Origin of the sequence: Klebsiella sp. R390, assembly GCF_051131745.1 — a bacterium.
In the GTDB taxonomy this organism is placed as follows: Bacteria; Pseudomonadota; Gammaproteobacteria; order Enterobacterales; family Enterobacteriaceae; genus Klebsiella.
Window position 1 is genome coordinate 3,601,467 of the sequence record NZ_CP180445.1, and the last position, 14,113, is coordinate 3,615,579.

A 14,113-nucleotide genomic window follows, 5' to 3' on the forward strand; every position below is an offset into this window, starting at 1 on the left:
CGGGCGGACTGCCCACGGAATCATTCCGGAGACTGCATTGCATTAGGTACGGGTAAATCCGCCTGCGAGTGCCAGTAATCCACCGGGCGACTCAATAAATTACGGGTGGTGAAATGGTCGATCAGCCAGCGGTCGTCGGTTTTTTTAAAGCGGATGACCAGTTCAGCGCTGTTGAGATGCGACCCGCCGGCGCGGAAGGTGGAAACCTGCAACATTTTCCAGCGCCCGATGGCCTCTTTCTCTGCGCAAATATCAATATATTCTGACGTTAAATAATGAACGTTAATGGCGAAATGAGATGGTTCACTAATATAGTTGGCCATCATTCTGGCTATATTCCGGCGTCCACAATAACGTCCTAGCTTTATTTGGTATAAACTGCCGATACCTTCCCAAATAGCCGCTTCGCTAAATAAGTCAGCAATGTCATTAGCGATATCCGGATGGGATAAATCGTCACATAAATGCATGTACTGGCTCATCAGATTACGGATCTGGTTGGCGGCTTCGAGTTTATCCAGACGCTGCAGCAGTTTATCGTTATTCATTTGTCAGGCCTGGATAATTAATTCACGCCCGGTGCGGGCCTCGACTTTGCAATATTTCCACAGGCGGTCCGGTCCGCCACCAACCTGCACGCTGCGGAACAGATTGCAGGCGGCGGTGACGGCGTCAAAATCGCGGGCGTCGGCGAGGACATAGGTGGTCCACGGCCAGCCGGTAGACGGCCCGACCATTACCCGGTCGTCATCCATATTACCGATGACCTGGATGCCGTCGGTGTTTTCAATCCCTATCATCATTTCACCAAACGCGGCCCAGACCTGCTTGCCGACCTCTGGGGTGGCATCGAAAAAGTTCTGATTTACGCCAATACAAAATAGAACACGGATCATCGTCATACTCCTTAAAGGGTTATAAATAGCCGGGCAGCGGCGAGTGGCCGAAGAACATATTTCCGGCATTGATGTATGTGAGTTCGCCCATAAAGGCATGTTGAGTGATCACCATCGAATCGCGGGCATAGCGCTGCAGCGGGCTACGCATGGCGACGCCGGGCATGCCGGCCAGCTTCAGCGCGCGGGTGGTCACGGAAGACGCGACGCGGGTGATATGCGTCGATGACAGCCGCAGGGCGTTGATCATCTCCTCGGCTGGGGTATCACCGCGTAAAATAGCCTGCCAGACATCGTCGATGGCATCGTAGAACCAGCAGCGGGCCGAGCGCAGCTCCGCTTCACAATGGGCAATTTCCATCTGTGCAAACTGACGGTCGGCCAGGCACGGGGCGCCGGTGACCGAACTCTGGCGCTCGGCGATGGCATAGATCTCACTGAGCGCGGCCCGGGCGATGCCCAGCGCCACCACCGAGAGCACCTGCGTTGCCAGCGACAGTACCGGATAGCGGTAAAGTGCGCCGTCCAGGTTGAGTTCGCCGCCGCGAATAAAGGTCCACTCCTCCGGGACAAATGCCTCTTTGAGCACCACGTCGTGGCTGCCGGTGCCCGCCAGACCGACGGTATTCCATACCGGGTCGATGGTGAAGCGGTCGGCAGGAAGCACCGCGATACGCGGCAGCGGACGGGCAGAGCCGTCATCCGGCAGGATGCCCACACCGATAAGCTCTGCGCCGGTGCAGCCGCTGGCGAAGCTCCAGCGGCCGCTGACCTGGAATCCACCGTCCTGAGCGATGGCTTTTTGCGGCGGGAAAATCCCGCCGGCAAAAACCACATCCGGACCATGACGATAAATTTCATTCAGCGTGCTTAAGGGCAGGCCGCCGAGATAAAAAGGGTTCATGCCAAAGCTGGCGACCCAACCGGCGGAGCCGTCGGCGCTGGCGATGGTTTCAATCAGCTGGCAAAATTCGGCGGGTGATATTTCATCGCCGCCATATTGTGCCGGGACTAATGCACGATAAACGCCAATCTTTTTAAAACGCGCAATAATATCGGCAGAGATATATCGCTGCTGTTCAAATTCCTCGCTGCGCGATTTTAATTCGCCGAGTAATTCGGTTAATTCACTATTTGTTGCGTGCAGGGTCTTTTCCGCACGCAGTGATGCCGACGGGTTTAACATATGACTTAGCCCCTTCCAGTTAAAGAGAGTGAATTGTTTTTATTATTATTATTTTGCGAGTCTGATTATTGTAAATTTGCCATTAACGCTTCGGCAAAATAGAGTAAATCGAATTCTTTATTTTTTCGGCCGACGAGTTGCAAGGCCACCGGGCGTTGATTTATTTCTCCGATGGGGAGTGTCAGTGCCGGATGACCGCTGAGATTAAACGGACGCACCAGCCGGGTCAGGTTCACCACGTTCAGCGGGTCGGCGGCTTCGGCCAGCGTCGGCGGGAAGGCCGGCAGGGTCGGCAGTAAAATCACCGGCGTGCGGGCCAGTTGAGCATCAACGGCCTGGCTGAAGGCCTGGCGCACATCTTCTGCGGCCTGACGCTGGGCCGGGCTAACGTCCGCACCCGCGCGGATGCGCACGGCCACATCCTGGGCCAGCAGCGGGGAATCAACGATGCTATGAAACGCCTGCCAGTTCTCCTGGCTGATGATCGTCAGACCGGCCTGGTGAGCGTCGGCAAAACCCGGCAGCGTGGTATCCGCCGCAAGGATCCCTGACTGCGCCAGGCGTGCGAGGATCAACTGTTCAATCTCGGCAGTCGCTAGCCCGGAGAGAAAGGCGGTGGCCGGTCGGGCCGGGGCGGCAGGGGCGCGTTCGCCCAGTACGCTTTCCAGCACCGGCCGCAGGGTTGCCACGTTGCGACTGAAGAAACCAACGCAGTCCAGCGAGCTGTCGGCGGGCATCACTCCCTGGCGACTCACGCGGCCCCAGGTCGGTTTCAGGCCTACGACGCCGCAACAGGCTGCCGGCATTCGTACCGAGCCGCCGGTGTCGGTGCCAATCGAAAAATCGACCTCGCCTGCAGCCACCACAGTAGCGGAACCGCTCGACGATCCACCGGGGATCAGCGCCGGATAGTGCGGGTTGACCGGCGTTCCGCTCCAGCTGTTGATGCCGGTGACGCCAAAGGCCAGCTCGTGCAGGGTGGTTTTCCCGCGCAGCTGATAGCCGTTATCCAGCAACTGCTGAACTACCCGGGCGTGGGCTTCGGCCGCCGGTACATTCTGCCGCACCGGGCTGCCGGCCTGGGTGGCATGGTCGGCGATATCAATGGTGTCTTTGACCGCAAACGTCACTTCTCCGGCGCCCAGCGTAAAGCGCGAGATAAATCCGCAAGGAGCGGATGTCATGTCTGAGCGATGTTCATTAGCCATGGTTCATTTATCCGTTTAACGATACTGAGCGAAGTGATATGGGCATAAAACGTACAGCGTCGAACTTGAGATAATCTTGTCATTAAAACTTGAAAGTTCAAGTAATTTGTAACGTATTTTTCACATGGAATTTGATGATATGAATTTTTTATAAATAAAAAATAATTTTTAATTTATTGTTTTTTATGATTATTATTGGGTGGTTATATTTTAATCTCTTGAGGGTGGTCACAAAAAAACAGCGCAAAATATAAGTTAATAAAATGATAAAAACTGTGCGAAAAACGCAGGGTAAATGGGATGAACGACAATACCCTTTTTGATATAAAGGTTATTGTCGCGTCGTCAGTGAGGGGGGTTAGTCGTTGAGATTGTGGAGCAGCAGGGACAGCACGTGATTCATTTTCTTTTCCTGAGCGGGCGTGATGCCTTTAAATGCCCTGGCGAACACTTTTTTGCTCAGTATCTGGGCCTCGGCGACCTTCGCCTGACCGGCGGGCGTTAGCTCTGCTTCCGTGACGCGGCCATCGCTGGCGCTGATATGGGTGGTCAGCAGTCCGTCATCGCGCAGGCGCCCCACAATTTTGGTGACGGTGGGCATTTTACTGACGGCATACTCCGTAATACGGGAGATACTGGCTCTGTGATACTGATGGACCAGCATCAGCACCCGGAAACGGGAAAGATCGATGTCGATTTTTTTTAATTCGATTTCCATCAACTGCGTATACTTTGCATACACGTTGACCACCCAGAAGAAGGGAAACTCTTCTTTATGGAAGCGGCTCTCGTGGCTGTCGGGGTGTTCAGAGGTGTTATTTTTTTCCACAAGCATCTCCTTGCCTGACGACGGTAGAATGGCTGATGGTATGCGTAATTGACGGGCATTGCAAAATGCAATCTACGCCTACTGACGTAGGCTCTAAATGGTGAAAAATGATGACAACCCGCATTCTGACGCGTGACTGGCGTCTTCTTTCGCTGGGACTGCCGGTGCTGGCACTGCTGTGGGCCGGGGTGGCGCTCCATGCGCACTGGGGCGCATTCCTGCAATGGTGCCTGGCAACTCAAATTACTCTGCATCGCTATCTGGTGATGTATCTTTTGCAGCTCAACAACCATGAGTACAGCGGTGGACTGTGGCTGCTGGGCGGGGCGTTTCTGTATGGTGCACTCCACGCGGTCGGGCCCGGGCACGGCAAATTTATCGTCACAACCTATCTCAGCACCAACCAGGAGAGCCTGGTGGCGGCGCGGGTGGTACCGTTTCTCGGCAGCCTGATGCAGGGAGTGAGCGCCATTCTGTTTGTCTTTATCCTGGCGGTGGGGCTCAATCTGGCTTCTGGCGATCTCAGTACCAGCCGCTGGTATGTGGAGAAAATCAGCGCCCTGATGATCGGGGCGTTTGGCGCCTTTGTTATCTATCAAACCCTCAGGGGCTTGCGGCCGCGGAAGATGACTATCCGGGCGGCGACCCCGCTGCATCAGCACGACGACCATTGCGGCTGCGGCCATCACGGCGTCGGGCGCGACCTGACCCAGGTTGACTGGAAAACCCGGCTTGGTGTGGTGCTGGCGATCGGCGCCAGACCGTGCAGCGGGGCGATCATGATCCTGCTGTTTTCCAACGCCCTGGGGATTGTCAGTTGGGGCATTGCCGCAGTCATGACGATGTCGCTGGGGACCGCGTTATCGATTCTCGGCCTCTCGCTGGCGGTACGCTACGCGCGTGAGCGGGCGGTCAGTCTGTTTGCCGGAGGCGATGAGCGTCGCCTCACGTGGCTGGTCCCGACGGTAAAAATTATCGGCGGAGTGATCCTGATGTTATTCGCCTGCGTGCTGTTTTTAACCGTGATCCCGATGAGCGCGAACGGCGACTATATCGCCGCCGGCTGCTAGCGGGTTTCCAGCAAACGCATCAACAGCGCCAGCGACTGATCCAGCTGCTGGCGCTGGGCTGTGGTCAACCCGGCCAGCAGCTGGCGTTCGTTTTCCACGTGGGTTTCTACCGCGCTATCGATCCGCTCACGCCCTTCAGGCGTCAGGGCAACCAGCATGCTTCGCGCATCGTTCGGGTCAGGTAACCGGCTGATAAAGCCTCTTTTCTCCAGCGCTTTCAGACGATGGGTCATGGTGCCGGAGGTGATCATCAGCGTCGAAAAAAGCTGGGTGGGAGAGAGGATAAACGGCGCGCCGGCCCGGCGCAGCGTTGCCAGCATGTCAAACTCCCAACGCACCAGGTCGTGGCGAATAAAAGCGGCTTCTATTTGTGGCTCCAGCAGCATGGCGCAGCGCTTCAGGCGCCCGATTGGCCCCATCGGGCTGCAATCGAGATCCGGGCGCTCCCGTTTCCACTGTTCAAGAATACGATCTACGGCGTCAGCCGGGCGGGACTTGTCCAATTGTGCTCACTTATCTTGATATCAAGACATTTATCGATACATACTTTAGCGACCAACTTACCTTGAAGTGAAGATAAAATCATGCGCTTTCTCTCGCAGTCTCCCGTTGTCGATTTACTGTTGACCGCCCTGGCTCCGGCTATCTGGGGAACAACCTATATTGTGACCTCGCAGTTTTTGCCGCCGGACCGCCCCTTTATCGCGGCACTGCTGCGGGTGCTGCCAGCTGGCGTAGCGCTGCTCATCTGGTGTCGGCGTTTTCCACGACGTGGGGAGTGGTGGAAGCTGATCGTCACCGGGATCCTCAATATTGGCGCATTTCAGGCGCTGCTGTTTATTGCCGCCTACCGTCTGCCCGGCGGGCTGGCCGCGGTGATTGGCGCCATACAGCCGCTGCTGGTGATGCTGCTGGCCTGGTGTGTTGACCGACAGCGTTCGCCGTGGCTGGCGGTGGTCTCGGCGTTCAGTGGCATTATCGGCATGGCGTTGTTGCTGCTGTCGCCGGACGTTGTCCTGGATCCGCTGGGGATCCTTGCGGCATTCGCCGGGGCGGTGAGTATGGCGCTGGGTACCTGGCTGTCGCGTCGTTGGGCGATATCGCTGCCGGTGGTGGCATTAACGGGTTGGCAACTACTGATTGGCGGCGTGGTGCTGGCTCCGGTGGCGTGGTGGGTGGATCCGCCGTTGCAGCAGGTGACAATGACCCAGGCCGCCGGCTATCTGTGGTTGTGCGTAGCTGGAGCAATGCTGGCTTACGGGTTATGGTTTCGGGGGATTAGCCGTCTGCCTTCGGTCGCGGTATCGGCATTAAGTCTGCTGAGCCCGGTGACGGCTGTATTATTAGGCTGGGTTTTTCTCGGACAGAAAATTGAGGGACTGGCGCTGCTGGGATTGGTCGTGGTGCTGGCGAGCGTGCTGACTATCCAGCGCGCACTCACAAAAAAAGCCCCATAAAGGGGCCCGACATTGCTGCATGGTGCTTGTGTGGTGGGAACCAAACGGGCCGCCTTTCGGCGGCCAGTCTGGCAGCTCCCTCTGCAACCATTCTCTTATTTAGACAGTTCGGCGGTCATATGAACCTGATTACCGGTATAGGCTTCGGTAATGTGGTAAGACGCGCCTTGATCTTTAGCGATAGTGGCAATTTTTGCTTCTGCACTGTCCAGGGTATCTGCAGTGACGCTGACCGGGTGCTGAGCAAAGCTAGCAAAAGAAACCAGGGAGAGCATACCGGCAGCGGCAAGTAATTTTACGTTTTTCATGGTGTGTATCCTTTTAACTTTTTAGGTGGAAAGCGTTGTGCTTTCGATGGGTTTATAATAAGCCTGCTAACTATAACAGGCGTTGCAAAAAGTGCGATTTAGATCACACTTTTGTACCATCTGGATGACGGTAAGGTGACGATTTGGATCTTGTATCCATCAAAAACAATGGGTTAGTTACCAGCTTGTGAACCCGGTGAATTAAAAAAAAGTATTGCTGATACCATTATTTTTTGAAAAATACGGCGAACTCGCGTCTTCCTGGCGGGTTAAAAGAGGGCAGGCGATACTTCGCTGGTCGGCGAAGCATTGGGTGAGCGGGAGCATTACAGTGGCGTCATCACTGACAGTAGAAGGACGACACAATGATCGCGGTACTCTTTGAAGCCGATGTCACCCCGGCAAAACAGGCGCGTTACCTGACCCTGGCAGCGGAGCTGAAACCGTTGCTTAGCACGATTGATGGCTTTATCAGCATCGAACGTTTTCAAAGCCTGACGACGGAGGGGAAAATTCTCTCCCTCTCCTGGTGGCGTGATGAACAGGCGGTGCTGGCCTGGAAACAGAATCTTTGCCACCAGGCGGCCCAGCAGGAGGGCAAGGCAGAAATCTTCGCCGCCTGGCAGATTCGAATTGCGCAGGTTATCCGCGCCTACGGCTCGGCCAACCGGGAGGAGCGCGGTGATGTATGATGTTCATGTGATCCTGCCCAATATGCCTGGCCAGCTGGCGAAGCTCGGACAAACGCTGGGGGGCTGGAAGGGGGCGGCGTGTTCACCTGCGGCAATCAATGCCATGCCCATTTTCTGGTGGTTGAGGGCGAACGGGCCAGAGCGGTGCTGGAGCAGGCGGGGATCCCGGTCGCGGGCGTTTGCCGGCCGCTTATCCGCAGGCTAAAACAGGAACAACCCGGTGAGCTGGGGGCGATAGCGCAGGCGCTGGCTGAGCAGGGAATCAATATCCTGACCCAGTACAGCGATCATGCTAATCGCCTGATTCTGGTGACCGATAACTTTACACTGGCGCAGGACGTGACGCGTGCCTGGGCCATCACCTGATGAGGCTCTATGTTAAAACCGGCCAACACTATTGCTGATGATGAGTCACTGGCGGAGGCCATCACGGCGCTGGCTGCCGCCATGGCCGACGCCTCGCGCATGAAAATGCTCTGCGCCTTAATGGATGGTCGGGCGTGGACCGCCACGGAGCTGTCGACGGTTGCTGAGGTTTCTGCCTCAACGGCCAGCGCCCACCTTAACCGGCTGGTCACCAGCCAGCTGCTGGTGTGCCTGGCGCAGGGGCGTCACCGCTATTACCGGCTGGCGAGTGCCGATGTGGCCGGACTGCTGGAAAACATGATGGTCATGGCTGGCAAACACGCGACGCCGCTCACCACCCGCACCCCGGTAAATTTGCGTACGGCGCGAACCTGCTACGATCATCTGGCGGGTGAAGTGGCGGTCGGGCTCTATGATTTCTTATTGCGCGAAGCGTGGATCACGCCGGATGGCGAGGCGCTGACGGCAACCGGAGAAGCGCAGTTTGCTCGTTTAGGGGTGATCTTGCCGGCCGGGAGGCGCAGGGTATGCTGCGCCTGTCTGGACTGGAGCGAGCGGCGTTTTCACCCCGGAGGCGCCGTGGGAGCGGCGTTATTGCGCCATGGTCAGCTCAACGGCTGGTTTGTGGTCACCCCAGGATTTCGCCAGGTGACGATCGCCCCGAAAGGCAAGCAGGCACTGCGTCAGCACTTTCAACTGCTGCTGTAGGCACATCGCGCAGGGGGTATTTGACGCTACTGGTGACCCCTGCGTTTATTATTAAGAATATTCGCGATAGCCAGGAAATAGCATTGTTTGTCATGATATGCCCTCCTCGATATATATCTATTGCGCCTTTTCCTTTTCAATGTAAATAACTTGTTGTTTGTTTTTGACTATTGTTATGGTTTTATCAATAGCCAAAACTTATCGCTTGTGGGATGTAACAAGTTATAAGCAAATGTATATTTGTTGCCGATAAATAGCATTCTTTGACGCCGATAGCATTACCGAACGCCATCAATTGCGTTCGTGTCCTGACGCCTTAAATATTGCGGCTTCCGGTCAGTCGAAGTTTCTATTCACAGTTGCACAAGTGAGCATCGCATAACGCTTCTGACTTTTGTGCAGATTTACTGCTGGTTTTATTGATATAAAACTCACTCTGACAAGGAAATGGCAATGAAAAAGGTTCTTCTCTCTGCAGCAATGGCGACTGCATTTTTTGGTATGACTGCGGCAAATGCGGCTGATACCAATGTTGGTGGTGGCCAGGTTAATTTCTTCGGTAAAGTGACCGATGTATCCTGCACCGTTTCTGTTAACGGCCAGGGCAGCGATGCTAACGTTTACCTGTCTCCGGTAACGCTGACTGAAGTTAAAGCGGCCGCTGCGGATACCTACCTGAAACCAAAATCTTTCACCATCGACGTCAGCAACTGCCAGTCCGCGAGCAACGACAAGCTGGATGAAGTCAGCAAACTGGGCGTGAACTGGACCGGCGGTAACCTGCTGGCTGGCGCGGCAGGCAAACAAGTCGGCTACCTGGCGAACACCGAAGCAGCAGGCGCGAAAAACATTCAGCTGGTTCTGTCCACCGATGACAGCAGCACCCTGACTAATAAAATCATCCCGGGTGACGCGACTCAGCCGAAAGCCACCGCTGATGAATCCGCAGTTCAGGACGGCGCGCGCTTCACTTACTTCGTGGGTTACGCAACCAATACCCCGGATACCGTGACTACTGGTGTCGTTAACAGCTACGCGACCTACGAAATTACTTACCAGTAATTCTCGCCAGAAAATAAAACCGTCGGTTGCTCCGGCGGTTTAAAACAATAATAAAGCGGCGATTGCTGCCGCTTATTTTTTTCTTCTGAGGTCAGCATGAAGCATATTGTCCTTTTTTTCTGTTTCATTTTTAGTATTGCGGCTCATGCCAACAATATTATCGTCAATGGCACCCGCTTTATTTATCCAGGAAATGAAAAAGAAATAACGGTTCAGCTTTCTAATACCGCCGACCGTCCGGCCCTGGCACAAGCCTGGCTGGATAATGGTAATGCCGACGCCACGCCGGATACCATTACCACTCCATTTATTATTACCCCGCCGATTTCACGCGTTGACGCGAAAAGCGGCCAGACCTTACGCATTAAGCTGGGGAGCGCTGCCGGGCTGGCACAGAATAAAGAGACGCTGTGGTGGCTGAATCTGCTCGAGATTCCGCCGGTGGTTGCCAACCAGAAAAATGAAGGCGACAACATCCTCCAGCTGGCGATCCGTTCGCGCTTCAAATTTATCTATCGTCCTGTCGGACTGGGCAACCGCGACGCCGCGCCAGAGCAGCTGACGCTGACCGCGAATGGCAGCAGCCTGGCAGTTAACAACCCGACGCCGTTTTATCTCACCATCAGCCGTATTTCCCGCGAGGGCGGCAAAGCCCTGAACAGCAAAACGGTGATGCTGGCGCCGCAGTCAAGCCAGACCGTAGCGCTCTCTGGCGCCGTGAACCGTGGCGAGACCCTGACGCTCAACAATATCAATGACTATGGCGCAGATGTGGCGGTGAAAGTCGCGGTTAAATAAGGGATTCGATCATGACGCAGAGGTCTATCTGCCCGGGAAGATTAAGCACGGCGATCGCGATGGCGCTGTTCTGCTTCCCGCCATTTTCCAGCGGACAGGAAAACCCGGGAACGGTATACCAGTTTAATGATGGTTTTATCGTTGGCAGCCGGGAAAAGGTCGATTTGTCCCGCTTCTCCGCCAGTGCCATTACGGAGGGGACCTATTCGCTCGACGTTTACACCAATAACGAGTGGAAGGGGCGCTATGAGCTCAACGTCACCCGTGACAAAGCGGGCAACCTCGGGATCTGCTACACCCGCGAGATGCTCGAGCGTTACGGCATTTCGGCAGAAAAACTCAACCCGCAGCTGAGCAAGCAGGCAGGCTTTTGTGGCCGTCTGCAGGCGTGGTATGACGACGCTTCCGTCAAAGACAATCTGATCCAGTCGGCCCTGCGACTGGAGATTACCGTCCCGCAGATCTTTCAGGATCAGCGTCTGAAAAACTTTGTCAGTCCGGAGTTCTGGGATAAGGGTATTGCCGCGCTGAATCTCGGCTGGATGGCGAATACCTGGACCAGCCATACTTCGGCGGCCAACGGTTCGGATAACAGCAGCGCCTATCTTGGTATCAATGCCGGTCTGTCCTGGGACGGCTGGCTGTTCAAGCATATCGGCAACCTCAACTGGCAACAGCAGCAGGGGAAGGCCCACTGGAACAGCAACCAGACCTACCTCCAGCGGCCGATCCCGCAGATTAATTCGATCGTCAGCGGCGGGCAGATTTTCACTAACGGTGAATTCTTCGACACCATTGGCCTGCGTGGGGTCAACCTGGCGACCGATGACAATATGTTCCCGGATGGCATGCGCTCCTACGCCCCGGAAATCCGCGGCGTGGCGCAAAGCAACGCGCTGGTAACCGTGCGCCAGGGCAACAACATTATTTATCAGACCTCGGTGCCGCCGGGGCCGTTTACGTTGCAGGATGTTTATCCTTCCGGCTACGGCAGCGATCTTGACGTCACGGTCAAAGAGGCCGATGGGTCGGTGCAGGTCTTCAGCGTCCCTTACGCTTCGGTCGCGCAGCTGCTGCGACCGGGCATGACCCGCTATGCGTTGTCAGCCGGTAAGGTCGATGATAATTCATTGCGGAATAAACCGATGCTCTATCAGGCCACCTGGCAGCGTGGTCTGAGCAACCTGTTTACCGGCTATACCGGCGTGACCGGTTTTGATGACTATCAGGCGTTTCTGCTGGGGGCCGGGATGAATACCGGTATCGGTGCGCTGTCGCTGGATGTCACCCAGTCGCGCTTGAAAAGCGACACCCTGGATGAGAAGGGGCAGAGCTATCGGGCCACCTTTAACCGGATGTTTACCGAGACCCAGACCAGTATCGTTCTGGCGGCCTATCGCTACTCGACTAAAGGCTATTACAACCTCAACGACGCGCTGTACACCATCGATCAAGAAAAGAACCGTAACCGTAACTACACCCTGTGGCGGCAGAAAAACGGCATGACCTTTACGGTTAACCAGAACCTGCCGGACGGCTGGGGCGGTTTTTATCTCAGCGGTAGCGTCTCTGATTACTGGAACCGTTCGGGAACCGAGAAGCAGTATCAGCTCAACTACAACAACACGTACGGGCGTCTTTCGTGGTCCGTGGGGGCGCAGCGCGTCTACACGCCGGATAACAGTGGGCATCGTCGTGACGATCGCGTCTCGCTGAACTTCAGCTACCCGTTATGGTTTGGCGAGAACCGTACCGCCAACCTGACCTCGAATACTTCGTTCAACAACTCGCGCTTTGGCAGCTCGCAGATTGGCATTAATGGCGCGCTGGATCGCGAAAATAATCTTAACTACGGCATCTCAACCACCACGGCTACCGGAGGGCAGCATGATGTGGCCCTGAACGGCAGCTACCGCACGCCATGGACCACCCTCAACGGCAGCTACAGCCAGGGCGAGGGCTACCGCCAGAGCGGACTCGGGGCCAGCGGGACATTGATTGCCCATCGCCATGGCGTGGTGTTCTCGCCGGAAAGCGGTAGCACCATGGCGCTGATTGAAGCCAAAGATGCCGCTGGCGCGATGCTGCCGGGGTCGCCGGGCACCCGCGTTGACAGCAATGGCTACGCCATTTTGCCGTATCTGCGCCCGTACCGGATTAACGCGGTAGAGATCGACCCGAAAGGCAGTCAGGAAGATATCGCATTTGCTCGTACCGTGGCACAGGTTGTTCCGTGGGAAGGCAGCGTAGTGAAGGTATCGTTCGCGACATCGGTGCAGAACAGCATCACGCTTCTGGCACGACAGGCGAATCATCAACCGCTGCCGTTTGCCGCCACCATTCTTGACCCGTCAGGAAAGGATATTGGTGTGGTAGGTCAGGGCAGCATGATGTTTATCAATGATGCCAGCGTTAAGCGCGTCACGGTGAAGTGGAGCGACGGACAATGTTCGGTGGATCTGGGTCAGGCAAAAACAAAGGAAACGGTATGTCGCTGAGTAAACGACTGATCATGGCGGCTGGCTTGCTTGCCCTCGGTACATCAACGGTGTGGGCGGACTGTTCGCGCCGTTCGGCCGGCACGGTGCAGTTTGATATGACTCTGGGACGCGTGGTGGTGTCGCCAGACCTGCCGGTCGGTGCGGTTATCGTCAAACAGGACTGGACCATGCCGGGCGGCAATGGCGTTAGCTACTACTGCACCAATAACAATACCTTTAAGGCCGACATTGTGGCCGCTGGCGTGCATGACCTGGGCAACAAGGTTTACTCTACCAACGTGCCGGGTATCGGGATGCGCTTTAGCCGTGGCGGCTCGACGGTGAATATTGTTTACCCCGGAAGCTACACCTCCAACGGTGGGCGGGGGACTAACTATACGCTGGAAGGTTCGCGTTTCACCCTCGAACTGATCAAGACAGCGGCGGTCACCGGTAGCGGGACGTTGGCGGCAGGAAAATATACCTCTTATGACTGGGAAAGAGGCAATAACCCGATCCTGGAAACCTACCTGAGCGCCAATGCGATCACCATCGTCTCCCCTTCCTGTACGGTGGTGGGCGGTAAGAATATGAACGTTGAGGTGGGCAGCATTAAACGCAGCGATCTGAAGGGGGTTGGCACCACCGCTGGCGGTCGTGATTTTAATATTGAACTGCAGTGCAGTGGCGGATTAAGCGATGCGGGATTCGCCAATATTCAGACCTCGTTCTCCGGCACGCTGGCGACCAGCACCACCCTCAAGCAAGGGGCATTGCTCAACGAAAAAAGCGGTAGCTCAGCAGCGAAAGGGGTCGGTATTCAGGTGCTGCGGGAGGGCGTGCCGCTGGAGTTTAACAAAAAGTACAGCATCGGCGCTCTACGTAATCAGGAGACGCGTTACTTTACGCAAGCTTATCATGCGCGCTTTTACCAGTATCTGCCGACTACCAGTACCGGCGAGGTGGAGTCGCATATGATCTTTAACCTGACATACGATTAATTCGGGAGACCGGGATGAAGGATTATGGATGGGTTACCCGCAGCAAACAATG

At 55.7% G+C, this 14,113-nt stretch carries 15 protein-coding genes and 1 pseudogene; 9 read left to right on the plus strand and 7 right to left on the minus strand.

The genetic code is table 11. From position 1 onward, the window contains the following. Nucleotides 1-20 precede the first annotated feature (20 nt). The 5 genes from ACMYSP_RS16890 to ACMYSP_RS16910 form a co-directional block, all read right to left on the minus strand. Nucleotides 21-548 (minus strand): nuclear transport factor 2 family protein, encoded by a 528-nt coding sequence (locus ACMYSP_RS16890; protein ID WP_434583198.1) that lies wholly within the window; start codon nucleotides 546-548, stop codon nucleotides 21-23. 3 nt (nucleotides 549-551) lie between these two features. Then, nucleotides 552-896, minus strand: a complete 345-nt coding sequence (locus ACMYSP_RS16895) for an IacB protein (RefSeq protein ID WP_123756615.1) — start codon at nucleotides 894-896, stop codon at nucleotides 552-554. A 19-nt stretch (nucleotides 897-915) separates the two neighbouring features. Beyond that, nucleotides 916-2,082, minus strand: a complete 1,167-nt coding sequence (locus tag ACMYSP_RS16900; protein WP_434583199.1) for an acyl-CoA dehydrogenase family protein — start codon at nucleotides 2,080-2,082, stop codon at nucleotides 916-918. A 65-nt stretch (nucleotides 2,083-2,147) separates the two neighbouring features. Further along, nucleotides 2,148-3,290 (minus strand): amidase, encoded by a 1,143-nt coding sequence (locus ACMYSP_RS16905; protein ID WP_434583200.1) that lies wholly within the window; start codon nucleotides 3,288-3,290, stop codon nucleotides 2,148-2,150. A 358-nt stretch (nucleotides 3,291-3,648) separates the two neighbouring features. Continuing rightward, the gene (locus tag ACMYSP_RS16910; protein ID WP_434583202.1) at nucleotides 3,649-4,119 is read right to left on the minus strand and encodes a MarR family winged helix-turn-helix transcriptional regulator; all 471 of its coding nucleotides are present in this window, start codon (nucleotides 4,117-4,119) and stop codon (nucleotides 3,649-3,651) included. A 110-nt stretch (nucleotides 4,120-4,229) separates the two neighbouring features. Here ACMYSP_RS16910 and ACMYSP_RS16915 point away from each other — a divergent pair, with 110 nt between their 5' ends. Further along, entirely contained in the window at nucleotides 4,230-5,189 is a 960-nt protein-coding gene (locus ACMYSP_RS16915; protein ID WP_434587143.1) for a nickel/cobalt transporter, read from the plus strand. Here ACMYSP_RS16915 and ACMYSP_RS16920 read toward each other — a convergent pair. Continuing rightward, a complete protein-coding gene (locus ACMYSP_RS16920) occupies nucleotides 5,186-5,692 on the minus strand; it encodes a MarR family winged helix-turn-helix transcriptional regulator (protein ID WP_434583203.1) in 507 nt (168 codons plus the stop codon). The genes ACMYSP_RS16915 and ACMYSP_RS16920 overlap by 4 nt on opposite strands. Nucleotides 5,693-5,773: 81 nt before the next feature. Here ACMYSP_RS16920 and ACMYSP_RS16925 point away from each other — a divergent pair, with 81 nt between their 5' ends. Continuing rightward, the gene (locus ACMYSP_RS16925) at nucleotides 5,774-6,646 is read left to right on the plus strand and encodes an EamA family transporter (protein ID WP_434583204.1); all 873 of its coding nucleotides are present in this window, start codon (nucleotides 5,774-5,776) and stop codon (nucleotides 6,644-6,646) included. 95 nt (nucleotides 6,647-6,741) lie between these two features. Here ACMYSP_RS16925 and ACMYSP_RS16930 read toward each other — a convergent pair whose 3' ends face one another. Then, nucleotides 6,742-6,954, minus strand: coding sequence for a YdgH/BhsA/McbA-like domain containing protein (locus ACMYSP_RS16930; RefSeq protein ID WP_015585822.1), 213 nt, complete (start codon nucleotides 6,952-6,954; stop codon nucleotides 6,742-6,744). A 365-nt stretch (nucleotides 6,955-7,319) separates the two neighbouring features. Here ACMYSP_RS16930 and ACMYSP_RS16935 point away from each other — a divergent pair, with 365 nt between their 5' ends. The 7 genes and pseudogenes from ACMYSP_RS16935 to ACMYSP_RS16965 all read left to right on the plus strand — a co-directional run bounded on the left by ACMYSP_RS16935 (nucleotide 7,320) and on the right by ACMYSP_RS16965 (nucleotide 14,061). Beyond that, nucleotides 7,320-7,646: an antibiotic biosynthesis monooxygenase family protein gene (locus tag ACMYSP_RS16935; protein WP_434583205.1), complete on the plus strand. Its 327-nt coding sequence runs from the start codon at nucleotides 7,320-7,322 to the stop codon at nucleotides 7,644-7,646. Further along, a pseudogene (locus ACMYSP_RS16940) lies at nucleotides 7,639-8,012 on the plus strand (amino acid-binding protein). Before ACMYSP_RS16935 ends, ACMYSP_RS16940 begins: the two are co-directional and overlap by 8 nt. Before the next feature lie 9 nt (nucleotides 8,013-8,021). Beyond that, nucleotides 8,022-8,720, plus strand: coding sequence for an ArsR/SmtB family transcription factor (locus tag ACMYSP_RS16945; protein ID WP_434583207.1), 699 nt, complete (start codon nucleotides 8,022-8,024; stop codon nucleotides 8,718-8,720). A gap of 453 nt (nucleotides 8,721-9,173) precedes the next feature. Next, complete coding sequence (locus ACMYSP_RS16950) at nucleotides 9,174-9,782, plus strand: fimbrial protein (protein WP_434583208.1); 609 nt, start codon at nucleotides 9,174-9,176, stop codon at nucleotides 9,780-9,782. 96 nt (nucleotides 9,783-9,878) lie between these two features. Then, the gene (locus ACMYSP_RS16955) at nucleotides 9,879-10,580 is read left to right on the plus strand and encodes a fimbrial biogenesis chaperone (RefSeq protein ID WP_434583210.1); all 702 of its coding nucleotides are present in this window, start codon (nucleotides 9,879-9,881) and stop codon (nucleotides 10,578-10,580) included. 11 nt (nucleotides 10,581-10,591) lie between these two features. Continuing rightward, nucleotides 10,592-13,078, plus strand: coding sequence for a fimbria/pilus outer membrane usher protein (locus ACMYSP_RS16960; protein ID WP_434583211.1), 2,487 nt, complete (start codon nucleotides 10,592-10,594; stop codon nucleotides 13,076-13,078). Then, a complete protein-coding gene (locus tag ACMYSP_RS16965; RefSeq protein WP_434583212.1) occupies nucleotides 13,069-14,061 on the plus strand; it encodes a fimbrial protein in 993 nt (330 codons plus the stop codon). Before ACMYSP_RS16960 ends, ACMYSP_RS16965 begins: the two co-directional genes overlap by 10 nt. The last annotated feature ends 52 nt before the right edge of the window (nucleotides 14,062-14,113 follow it).